The sequence below is a fragment of the Cytobacillus purgationiresistens genome, assembly GCF_030813235.1.
Classification (GTDB): domain Bacteria; phylum Bacillota; class Bacilli; order Bacillales; family Cytobacillaceae; genus Cytobacillus; species Cytobacillus purgationiresistens.
The window spans coordinates 22,459-35,050 of the sequence record NZ_JAUSUB010000025.1 but is presented as its reverse complement, the minus strand read 5'-3'; the positions used below and the strand labels follow the sequence as shown (position 1 = coordinate 35,050).

7 protein-coding genes are annotated in these 12,592 nt (G+C 41.4%); all 7 read right to left on the bottom strand.

All coding sequences use genetic code 11. The annotated features are described in order from the left end of the window. Nucleotides 1–30: 30 nt before the first annotated feature. Nucleotides 31–1,218 (bottom strand): elongation factor Tu, encoded by a 1,188-nt coding sequence (tuf, locus tag J2S17_RS21565; RefSeq protein ID WP_307477963.1) that lies wholly within the window; start codon nucleotides 1,216–1,218, stop codon nucleotides 31–33. A gap of 120 nt (nucleotides 1,219–1,338) precedes the next feature. Then, nucleotides 1,339–3,417: an elongation factor G gene (gene fusA, locus J2S17_RS21560; RefSeq protein ID WP_307477962.1), complete on the bottom strand. Its 2,079-nt coding sequence runs from the start codon at nucleotides 3,415–3,417 to the stop codon at nucleotides 1,339–1,341. 54 nt (nucleotides 3,418–3,471) lie between these two features. Beyond that, entirely contained in the window at nucleotides 3,472–3,942 is a 471-nt protein-coding gene (rpsG, locus tag J2S17_RS21555) for a 30S ribosomal protein S7 (protein WP_307477960.1), read from the bottom strand. A gap of 44 nt (nucleotides 3,943–3,986) precedes the next feature. Continuing rightward, nucleotides 3,987–4,409, bottom strand: coding sequence for a 30S ribosomal protein S12 (gene rpsL, locus J2S17_RS21550; RefSeq protein ID WP_307477958.1), 423 nt, complete (start codon nucleotides 4,407–4,409; stop codon nucleotides 3,987–3,989). Nucleotides 4,410–4,515: 106 nt separating this feature from the next. Further along, nucleotides 4,516–4,764 carry a 50S ribosomal protein L7ae-like protein gene (locus J2S17_RS21545; protein ID WP_307477956.1) on the bottom strand — a complete coding sequence of 83 codons (249 nt, stop codon included), beginning with the start codon at nucleotides 4,762–4,764 and terminating at the stop codon, nucleotides 4,516–4,518. Nucleotides 4,765–4,918: 154 nt separating this feature from the next. Beyond that, a complete protein-coding gene (gene rpoC / locus J2S17_RS21540; protein ID WP_307477955.1) occupies nucleotides 4,919–8,518 on the bottom strand; it encodes a DNA-directed RNA polymerase subunit beta' in 3,600 nt (1,199 codons plus the stop codon). A gap of 129 nt (nucleotides 8,519–8,647) precedes the next feature. Then, nucleotides 8,648–12,208, bottom strand: a complete 3,561-nt coding sequence (rpoB, locus tag J2S17_RS21535; RefSeq protein WP_307477953.1) for a DNA-directed RNA polymerase subunit beta — start codon at nucleotides 12,206–12,208, stop codon at nucleotides 8,648–8,650. Between the last annotated feature and the right edge of the window lie 384 nt (nucleotides 12,209–12,592).

The window sequence follows — 12,592 nt, the reverse complement described above, 5'->3', positions numbered from 1 at the left end:
AGGCGTCCCCTTCAGGTTATTAAAAGTTAATTATTCAACGATAGTAGCAACTACGCCAGCGCCTACAGTACGTCCACCCTCACGGATAGAGAATTTAGTACCTTCTTCGATAGCGATTGGAGCGATAAGCTCAACGTTCATTTCGATGTTGTCTCCAGGCATAACCATTTCAACACCATCAGGAAGATTACAAATACCAGTTACATCAGTTGTACGGAAGTAGAACTGTGGACGGTAGTTTGTGAAGAATGGAGTATGACGTCCACCCTCTTCTTTTGAAAGAACATATACTTCAGCTTTAAATTTTGTATGAGGGTTGATAGTACCTGGCTTAGCAAGTACTTGCCCACGTTGGATATCTTCACGAGCAACACCACGAAGTAGTGCACCGATGTTATCTCCAGCTTCTGCATAATCAAGAAGCTTACGGAACATTTCAACACCTGTTACAGTTGTAGGTTTTGGCTCTTCAGTGAAACCAGTGATGTCAACAACGTCACCGACTTTAACTTGTCCACGCTCTACACGACCTGTAGCAACAGTACCACGACCAGTGATTGAGAATACATCCTCAATTGGCATCATGAATGGTTTTTCAGTATCACGAGTTGGTGTTGGGATATACTCATCAACAGCAGCCATAAGCTCGTTGATTTTTTCTTCCCAAGCAGCATCTCCTTCAAGAGCTCTTAGAGCTGAACCTTTGATTACAGGAATGTCATCACCAGGGAACTCATATTCAGTAAGAAGGTCGCGAACTTCCATTTCTACTAATTCAAGAAGCTCTTCATCGTCTACCATGTCACATTTGTTCATGAATACAACAAGGTAAGGTACACCTACTTGACGAGAAAGAAGGATGTGCTCACGAGTTTGTGGCATTGGGCCATCAGCTGCAGATACAACTAGGATCCCACCATCCATTTGAGCAGCACCAGTGATCATGTTTTTAACATAGTCAGCATGTCCTGGGCAGTCAACGTGTGCATAGTGACGGTTTGTTGTTTCGTACTCAACGTGTGCAGTTGAGATAGTGATTCCACGCTCACGCTCTTCTGGAGCTGCGTCGATTTGGTCATATCCGCGAGCTTCACCGCCGCCTGCTTTCGCAAGTACAGTTGTGATTGCTGCTGTTAAAGTAGTTTTACCATGGTCAACGTGTCCGATAGTTCCGATGTTAACATGGGGTTTTGAACGGTCAAATTTTTCTTTAGCCATTTGAAAAATCCTCCTTTAATTTTAAAAGATTAAGTATTTGATTGGCTTCGGATCGTTAATACTTTCCGAAGCCTTGTTACTTACAATAGTAGTTATACTCGAATAAAAAGGTAAAATCAATTATTCACCTTTATTTTTTTTGATGATTTCTTCTGAAATCGATTTAGGTACTTCTTCATAGTGATCGAAATGCATTGAGAACACTCCGCGTCCTTGTGTGCTAGAACGAAGTGAAGTTGCATATCCGAACATTTCAGAAAGTGGTACCATAGCACGAACAACTTGCGCATTTCCGCGAGCTTCCATACCTTCTACACGACCACGACGTGATGTAATATTACCCATGATATCTCCAAGGTATTCTTCAGGCATGATTACTTCAATTTTCATCACCGGCTCAAGAATGACTGGGCTACATTTAGAAGCAGCGTTTTTAAGTGCCATTGAAGCGGCAATTTTGAACGCCATTTCAGATGAGTCAACATCATGATAAGATCCGTCAAATAGTCTAGCTTTGATATCAACTAACGGATAGCCAGCAAGAACACCTCTATCAAGGGCATCTACTAAACCAGCTTGTACAGCAGGGATGTATTCACGTGGAACAACACCACCAACGATACCGTTAATAAATTCAAAACCTTTTCCTTCTTCGTTTGGAGAGAATTCAATCCAAACGTGTCCGAATTGTCCACGTCCACCAGATTGACGTGCAAATTTACCTTCAACATTTGCTGAAGCACGGAAAGTTTCACGATAGGCAACTTGAGGAGCACCAACGTTAGCTTCCACTTTAAATTCACGACGCATACGGTCAACTAGGATATCAAGGTGAAGCTCACCCATACCTGCGATAATTACCTGGCCAGTTTCTTGGTCAGTATGCGCACGGAAGGTAGGATCTTCTTCTTGGAGTTTTTGAAGAGCAGTTGTCATTTTATCTTGGTCAGCCTTAGATTTAGGCTCGATAGACAATTGAATAACCGGCTCTGGGAATTCCATAGACTCAAGGATAACCAGGTCTTTTTCATCACAAAGTGTATCACCAGTAGTAGTGTCTTTAAGACCTACCGCTGCAGCGATATCTCCAGCGTGAACAACAGAAATCTCTTCACGAGAGTTAGCATGCATTTGAAGGATACGTCCTACGCGCTCACGCTTACCTTTAGTAGAGTTTTGTACATAAGATCCTGAGTTTAATGTACCAGAGTACACACGGAAGAAAGTCAGCTTACCAACATAAGGGTCAGTCATTACTTTAAATGCAAGTGCAGAGAATGGCGCGTCGTCACTTGAAGGACGAGTTACTTCATCTTCTGTATCCGGAATTGTACCTTTAATTGAAGGTACATCTAACGGAGATGGAAGATATGCAATTACTGCATCAAGCATTTTTTGTACACCTTTGTTTTTGAAGGCAGAACCACAGATTACAGGATAGAATTCAACGTTTACAGTACCTTTACGGATTGCAGCTTTAAGCTCATCATTAGAGATCTCTTCTCCGCCAAGGTATTTCTCCATTAAATCTTCATCAAGTTCAGCAACCGCTTCAATTAGTTTTTCACGGTATTCTTCAGCCTGATCCATGTATTCAGCAGGGATTTCACGTTCTTCGATATCAGTACCTAAGTCATTACCGTAGAACGTAGCTTTCATTTCAATAAGATCAATGATGCCTTCGAATTCATCTTCAGCACCGATTGGCAATTGAATAGCAGCTGCATTTGCTTGTAAACGATCATGAATTGTCTTCAATGAATACAAGAAATCCGCACCTAGTTTATCCATTTTGTTTACAAATACCACGCGTGGTACACCGTAAGTTGTTGCTTGACGCCAAACTGTTTCAGTTTGAGGCTCAACACCAGATTGAGCATCCAATACTGCAACAGCTCCATCAAGAACACGAAGTGAACGTTCAACTTCAACCGTGAAGTCTACGTGTCCAGGTGTGTCAATGATGTTGACGCGATGGCCTTTCCATTGAGCAGTGGTAGCAGCGGAAGTGATTGTAATTCCACGCTCTTGCTCTTGTTCCATCCAGTCCATTTGAGAAGCACCTTCGTGAGTTTCTCCAATTTTATGGATACGGCCTGTGTAATAGAGTACACGCTCTGTTGTAGTTGTCTTACCAGCATCAATATGAGCCATGATACCGATATTACGAGTATTATCTAAGGAGAACTCTCTTGCCATTGGGTCTTTCTCCTTCCTAGTATGGGAATGATTTTTATTAGTAAACCGCTAATCTTACCAGCGGTAGTGAGCAAACGCTTTGTTTGCTTCTGCCATTTTGTGCGTATCTTCACGTTTCTTAACTGATGCACCAGTGTTATTAGCTGCATCAAGAATTTCGTTAGCTAAACGCTCTTCCATCGTTTTCTCACCACGAAGACGAGAATAGTTAACTAACCAACGAAGACCTAATGTCGTACGACGATCAGGGCGCACCTCAACTGGTACTTGATAGTTAGCTCCACCTACACGGCGTGCTCTTACTTCAAGTACAGGCATGATGTTTTTAAGCGCTTGATCGAAAACTTCCATTGGCTCTTTTCCAGAACGCTCATTAATGATGTCAAATGCTGAATAAAGGATCGCTTGTGATTTACCTCTCTTACCATCAGTCATCATTTTGTTGATTAGACGGCTAACTAGCTTTGAGTTATAAATCGGATCCGGTAATACGTCTCTTTTTGCTACAGGACCTTTACGTGGCATGTAATATTTCCTCCTTTCAAAAAAGGTTATTTTTTAGTGTTAAATTATTTTTTCGCTGGTTTAGGGCGTTTCGCACCGTATTTAGAACGGCTTTGCATACGATTGTTCACACCAGCAGTATCAAGCGCACCACGAACGATGTGGTAACGTACCCCTGGTAAATCCTTTACACGTCCGCCGCGGATTAATACTACACTGTGTTCTTGCAGGTTATGTCCAATACCAGGAATATAAGCATTGACTTCGATTCCGTTAGTTAAACGAACACGTGCATATTTACGTAATGCTGAGTTCGGTTTCTTTGGAGTCATTGTACCTACACGAGTACATACACCGCGTTTTTGTGGTGATGATACATCAGTTTGTACTTTCTTGAAGCTGTTATAGCCTTTATTTAAAGCTGGAGATTTTGACTTCTCCTCTTTAGTTTTACGAGGCTTGCGCACTAATTGGTTAATAGTTGGCATTTGATTTTTCCTCCCTTCATCTCTTCATGTAAGCCCACACATCCAGGTGGTTCATCTTAAAGCAAAAAACAACGTCCTTGCAGATCTGCATCTACAAAAACAGTTTTTAATTAATTATAGCAACAGCTGCAGCACCAACTTCAATCCCGCAAGCTTTTCCGAGTTTTTTCATCGAATCAACGTACGTAATGGGAACTTCACATTCATCAGCAGCACTTTCAATCATTCTTTTAACCTTAAGGTCGGAATCATTTGCAATGACTACTTCATGTACAATTCCTTGTTTTAGAGCTTTCACTGATTGCTTTGTTCCTACTATAATATCTTTAGCCTGCAATACTTTTTCATAAGACATCGTTACATCCTCCAAAGTATCCAGTTAATAGGAGCACCTTTGCTATAGTAACATCATTCATATTAAGATGTCAACAGACAAAATGTATTTAATATTAAAATCATGAAACACGGCACTTCCTGAAGTCATTCAGCAAGTGCCGCATCACTATTGATTATTCTACAGTAACAGATTCTTCTACTGTTTCATCTTTTGTAAATGGCTCTGCTCTGCGATAACGCTGCATTCCTGTTCCAGCTGGAATAAGCTTACCAATGATAACATTCTCTTTCAAGCCTAGAAGCTCATCACGTTTTCCTTTAATCGCTGCATCTGTAAGAACTCTTGTTGTTTCTTGGAATGATGCTGCAGATAAGAAGGAATCTGTTTCAAGAGATGCTTTAGTAATACCAAGCAAGACTGGACGGCCTGTTGCAGGTAGTTTTCCTGCCAGGAGCGCTTTTTCGTTGGCGTCAGTGAATTGATGGATGTCAAGCAGTGTACCTGGAAGTACATCTGTCTCAGCAGCATCAATGACACGTACTTTACGAAGCATTTGGCGTACCATTACTTCTACGTGCTTATCACCAATTTCAACCCCTTGCATACGGTAAACTTTTTGTACTTCACGTAACAGATATTCTTGAACAGCTGTTACATCTTTTACTTTAATTAATTCTTTCGGGTCAATAGAACCTTCTGTAAGCTCTTGACCACGTTCCACTTCATCATTTATCGCTACCTTCATACGGCCCGTATATGGCGCAGTGTAAGTACGTGACTCCACTTCACCTTGAATAACGATTTCATGCTGGCGGTCGCGTCCTTCGTTAATACCAACGACTGTTCCGGCAATCTCAGAGATAACCGCTTGACCTTTCGGATTACGCGCTTCGAAAATCTCTTGGATACGCGGAAGACCTTGTGTAATATCGTCTCCGGCAACCCCACCTGTATGGAATGTACGCATCGTCAACTGTGTTCCTGGCTCACCAATTGATTGGGCAGCTATGATACCAACTGCTTCACCAACTTCAACTTCTTGACCAGTTGCTAAGTTGCGACCATAACATTTCTTACATACTCCGTGGCGTGTGTTACATGTAAATGCAGAACGAATCCATACTTCTTCAATACCTGAAGCAATAACCTCAGCAGATAAATCTTCAGTAATTAAATCGTTCTCAGCTACAATCACTTCTTTTGTTTCTGGATGTTTAATTAATCTTCTTGCATAGCGCCCAATTAGACGTTCTTCCAGACTTTCAATGATTTCTGTGCCATCCTTCAAGGAAGAAATCAACAATCCGCGGTCTGTTCCACAATCATCATCACGAATAATTACATCTTGTGCAACATCAACAAGTCTACGAGTTAAGTAACCTGAGTCAGCTGTTTTAAGAGCGGTATCGGCAAGACCTTTACGCGCACCATGTGTCGAGATGAAGTATTCGAGTACTGTAAGACCTTCACGGAAACTTGATTTAATCGGTAATTCAATAATACGTCCAGCCGGGTTGGCCATCAGACCACGCATACCAGCTAACTGTGTAAAGTTAGATGCGTTACCACGGGCACCGGAATCACTCATCATGAAGATTGGGTTGGATTTATCTAATGACTTCATCAGCTTGGATTGGATAATATCTTTGGCTGCACTCCAGATAGAGATGACTCTTTCATAGCGCTCATCCTCAGTAATAAGACCACGTCTGAATTGTTTCATGACATTATCCACTTTTTGCTGTGCTTCATGGATGATTTCTTCTTTTTCACCTAATACGACGATGTCAGCTACACCAACTGTAATACCCGCTTTTGTAGAATGTTTGAATCCAAGGTTTTTCATACGGTCAAGCATTTTTGATGTTTCAGTAATTTTGAAACGTTTAAATACTTCCGCAATGATGTTACCAAGAATCTTTTTCTTAAACGGATCAATTAATGGCATTTCACCAATGGTAGCTGGAATATTCGTTCCTTTTTCAACGAAGTATTTCTTAGGTGTCTCTTCTTCAAGATTTTCTTTTGTAGGCTCATTGATGTACGGGAATGTTTCAGGCAAGATTTCATTGAAGACAAGCTTACCAACAGTAGTAATCAATAGTTGTTTGTTTTGCTCTTCTGTAAATGTTTCATTATTTAATGATCCAGCATGTACGGCTACTCTCGTATGCAAATGAACATATCCGTTTTGGTATGCAAGCAATGCTTCGCTTGTGTCGTTGAAGATCATACCTTCGCCTACAGCATTTTCTCTTTCCATCGTTAGGTAATAGTTACCTAAAACCATATCCTGTGATGGTGTAACAACTGGTTTACCATCTTTCGGGTTCAAGATGTTCTGAGCTGCTAACATCAATAGACGCGCTTCAGCTTGTGCTTCAGATGATAGCGGTACATGGACAGCCATTTGGTCACCATCAAAGTCCGCGTTATATGCTGTACATACTAGCGGGTGAAGGCGAATCGCACGACCCTCTACCAATGTAGGCTCGAACGCCTGAATTCCTAATCTATGGAGAGTAGGGGCACGGTTAAGTAAAACTGGATGTTCTTTAATTACACTTTCTAAAACATCCCATACTTCCGGCTGCACTCTTTCAATTTTACGTTTAGCAGATTTGATATTATGAGCCAAACCTTTTTCAACAAGTTCCTTCATAACGAAAGGCTTGAATAACTCAAGTGCCATTTCTTTAGGAAGACCACATTGATACATTTTCAAATTCGGACCAACGACGATAACGGAACGACCTGAATAGTCAACACGCTTACCTAGTAAGTTTTGACGGAAACGTCCTTGTTTACCTTTTAGCATGTGTGACAATGATTTCAATGGACGGTTACCTGGTCCAGTTACAGGGCGACCACGACGGCCATTATCGATTAAAGCATCCACTGCTTCTTGAAGCATACGCTTTTCATTTTGAACGATGATGCTTGGCGCACCAAGATCCAAAAGTCGTTTTAAACGATTGTTACGGTTGATGACACGACGGTAAAGGTCATTCAAATCCGATGTCGCAAAGCGACCACCATCAAGCTGTACCATCGGGCGAAGCTCAGGTGGGATAACCGGTAATACATCAAGAATCATCCAATCAGGCTCATTGCCTGATCCACGGAAAGCTTCTAGAACTTCAAGTCGTTTAATCGCACGCGTACGACGTTGCCCTTGAGCTGTTTTTAATTCTTCTTTTAAAATGTCTACTTCTTTATTTAAATCGATATCAGATAAAAGTTTTTTAATAGATTCCGCACCCATAGATGCTTGGAATTTATTACCGTACTTTTCGCGATATGCACGATATTCTTTTTCAGATAACAGCTGTTTCTTTTCTAACGCTGTATCACCAGATTCTGTTACCACGTAAGAAGCGAAATAAATGACTTCTTCTAAAGCACGAGGTGACATATCCAGAACAAGACCCATACGGCTAGGAATACCTTTGAAATACCAAATATGAGATACAGGTGCAGCTAGCTCAATATGACCCATTCTTTCACGACGTACTTTTGCACGCGTTACTTCAACTCCACATCGGTCACAGACAACACCTTTATAACGTACTCGTTTATACTTCCCACAATGACATTCCCAGTCTTTTGTAGGTCCAAAAATACGTTCACAGAACAAACCGTCTTTTTCTGGCTTTAATGTACGATAGTTAATCGTTTCTGGTTTTTTTACCTCACCATGTGACCATGAGCGAATTTTATCCGGTGAAGCAAGACCTATTTTCATATACTCAAAATTGTTTACATCTAACAAGGGGCCTACCTCCCTTTTGATCTAAAGGTTTCACCCGTTGCTCTCTTGTTCAGCAGTTTGGGTGCCAGTCACATTTATCCAAATCATTGATTTGGAAGGGAGGGCATCACTGCCCTCCTACTTTATATGTTATTCCTTTGTAGCTACTTTTTCTGATTCTGCTTCTTTTGCTTCTGGAGCAATGGTTAAAGACTCCGCTTGTTGAAGATCTTCCTCATCATCCATATCGCGCATTTCTATCTCTTTTTCATCGCCTGATAGAATTTTTACATCCATACCTAAGCTTTGAAGTTCTTTGATCAATACTTTGAATGATTCTGGAACGCCTGGTTCTGGAACATTCTCGCCTTTGACGATTGATTCGTATGTTTTCACACGTCCAACAACATCATCTGATTTAACAGTTAAGATTTCTTGAAGTGTGTATGCTGCACCATAGGCTTCGAGTGCCCAAACCTCCATCTCACCGAAACGTTGTCCACCAAATTGAGCTTTACCGCCCAATGGCTGTTGCGTAACTAGAGAGTATGGTCCTGTAGAACGAGCATGTAACTTATCGTCAACCATGTGAGCAAGTTTGATCATATACATGACTCCAACTGATACACGGTTGTCAAACGGCTCTCCTGAGCGACCATCATAAAGAACAGTCTTAGCATCACGAGCCATGCCAGCTTCTTCAATTGTTTCCCAAACGTCTTCTTCATTTGCTCCATCAAATACTGGTGAAGCGACATGTATGCCCAACGCTCTCGCAGCCATTCCAAGATGCAGTTCAAGCACCTGTCCAATGTTCATACGAGACGGTACGCCCAACGGGTTTAACATGATATCAACTGGTGTGCCATCCGGTAAATAAGGCATATCTTCTTCAGGAAGAATACGAGAAATTACACCTTTGTTACCATGACGTCCAGCCATTTTATCTCCTTCAGAGATTTTACGTTTCTGTACAATGTACACACGTACAAGCTGATTTACACCAGGTGGCAGTTCGTCTCCATCTTCGCGATTGAAGACTTTAACATCAAGAACGATTCCGCCTCCGCCATGAGGAACACGAAGTGAAGTATCACGAACCTCACGCGCCTTCTCACCGAAGATCGCATGAAGAAGTCTTTCTTCAGCTGTTAATTCAGTTACTCCCTTAGGTGTTACTTTACCTACAAGCAAGTCACCATCTTTTACTTCAGCACCTGTGCGGATAATGCCGCGCTCATCTAAATTGCGAAGCGCATCCTCACCAACATTCGGAATATCACGTGTGATTTCCTCAGGTCCTAATTTTGTATCACGGGATTCTGATTCATATTCTTCGATGTGGATGGATGTATATACATCATCTTTAACGAGGCGCTCACTCATGATGATCGCATCCTCGTAGTTATATCCGTCCCATGTCATGAAGGCTACTAGTACGTTACGACCCAATGCCAATTCTCCAAGTTCCATTGAAGGACCGTCAGCCAGGATTTCACCTTTGGTTACACGGTTTCCAACAGCAACGATTGGACGTTGGTTATAGCAAGTACCTTGGTTAGAACGAATAAATTTAAGCATTCTATATTTATCTAGGTCACCTTTTACTTCTTGACCATCTACTTCTTTCACTCTGCGAACCCATACTTCTCTCGCCTCAACATGTTCAACGATACCTTCATGTTTACAAATTACAGCGGCACCTGAGTCTTTACCTGATACATATTCCATACCAGTTCCAACTCTTGGTGCTTCCGGTTGCATTAAAGGAACAGCTTGACGTTGCATGTTCGCTCCCATAAGGGCACGGTTGGAGTCATCATTTTCTAAGAATGGAATACATGCAGTCGCAGCAGATACAACCTGCTTCGGTGATACATCCATGTAATCGACGCGATCACGCATTACAACAGTATTTTCCCCTTTGAAACGAGCAACAACTTCTTCTTCAAGGAATGATCCATCATCATCAAGAAGGACATTCGCTTGTGCGACAACATAGTTATCCTCTTCATCGGCTGTTAAATAGTCGATGCGCGAAGTCACTTTTCCAGTTTCAGGATCAATTCGACGGTATGGCGTTTCAATAAAGCCAAAACGGTTGACCTTCGCAAATGATGAAAGTGAGTTAATCAGCCCGATGTTTGGACCCTCTGGTGTTTCAATCGGACACATACGGCCATAGTGGGAATAGTGAACGTCACGCACTTCAAATCCAGCACGTTCACGTGTTAATCCACCGGGTCCTAATGCAGAAAGACGACGTTTATGAGTCAATTCAGCTAATGGATTTGTTTGATCCATGAACTGTGATAATTGGGAGCTTCCGAAGAACTCTTTAATTGACGCGATAACCGGTCGAATATTAATTAACTGCTGAGGTGTAATGGTGTTTGTATCTTGAATAGACATTCTTTCACGAACAACACGTTCCATTCTTGAAAGTCCGATACGGAATTGGTTTTGCAACAGCTCACCAACAGAACGCAGACGTCTATTACCAAGATGGTCGATATCATCTGTATCGCCCACTCCATGAAGAAGGTCAAAGAAATAACTGATTGAAGCAATGATATCTGAAGGTGCAATGTTTTTCACTGATTCTTCTACATAAGCATTACCGATTACATTGATTTCTTTTTCTCCATCTTCATTCGGCGCATAGATTTTAATAGATTGAAGTTCTACGTCATCATTTACAACCCCACCGATAAGGCTTACGTTTTTAAAACCAACGTTTTTCTCTAGGTTAGGGATGATTCGGTCTAAAGTACGGCGATCAAGCAAAGTGCCTTTTTCAACAATAATTTCTCCAGTTTCAGGATCAACTAAGTTTTCCGCAATTCTTTGACCAAATAGTCTATTTTTAATATGAAGCTTTTTGTTAATCTTATAGCGTCCTACATTAGCTAAATCATAACGTTTCGGGTCAAAGAACCTTGAAACTAATAAACTTTTAGCATTTTCAACTGTAGGAGGCTCGCCCGGACGCAATCGCTCATAAATCTCAAGTAAAGCTTTATCAGTACCTTCAGTATTATCTTTTTCAAGCGTATTCCGAATGTACTCATTATCTCCAATCAAATCGATGATCTCTTGATCAGAGCCGAACCCAAGTGCACGCAAAAGAACCGTAACGGGCAGTTTCCGAGTACGATCTATTCTAACGTATACGACGTCTTTGGCATCTGTTTCATATTCCAGCCAAGCGCCGCGGTTCGGAATGACGGTAGCGGTGAAGCCTTTTTTGCCGTTTTTATCAAGTTTGCCGCTATAGTATACGCTCGGAGAACGCACTAGCTGCGAAACAATAACACGCTCCGCTCCGTTAATCACGAAGGTACCTGTTTCTGTCATAAGCGGGAAGTCACCCATAAAGACATCCTGGTCTTTGACTTCGCCTGTCTCTTTGTTTACAAGACGCACTTTCACACGCAACGGTGCAGAATATGTAACATCTCGTTCTTTTGTTTCCTCAACTGAATATTTTGGCTCGCCAAGGCTGTAATCAATAAATTCAAGCGACAAATTACCAGTAAAGTCTTCAATCGGAGAAATATCATGAAACATTTCTCTTAAACCCTCATCAAGAAACCATTGATAAGAAGAGGTTTGGATTTCGATTAGATTTGGTAATTCTAAAACTTCACTGATTCGTGCGTAACTTCTACGTTGGCGGTGTCGTCCATACTGAACTAGTTGACCTGTCAACTGATTCACCCCTCAAATCAAGCGTTATTATTTTGAAAAGCTGAAAACGTTCCTTCTCAAGTTATCTAAATAGACCGTCCATTACACTGCGGATTCCCGCCCGCAACTAAGTGAAGCCCTTACGAGAGAGGATTGACGTTAGAGCTAGACATATCGTAAATTCAAGCTGTGCTTCATTCACCCCATACATATAAAAAGCCTTTTTCTTGGGATTAGCCACGGCGTCAGAGTAAATCTAACCCTCGGAATTTCACACACTCAATCAGACAAAAAGAAAAAGGGTTTTTACGTCAAAAACCACATTTCCGCATTACGACTATTCTTTTATTATTTTTCCCAACACATCCAATTTTATACAAATGGAATAAAATTAGTTTATATTGG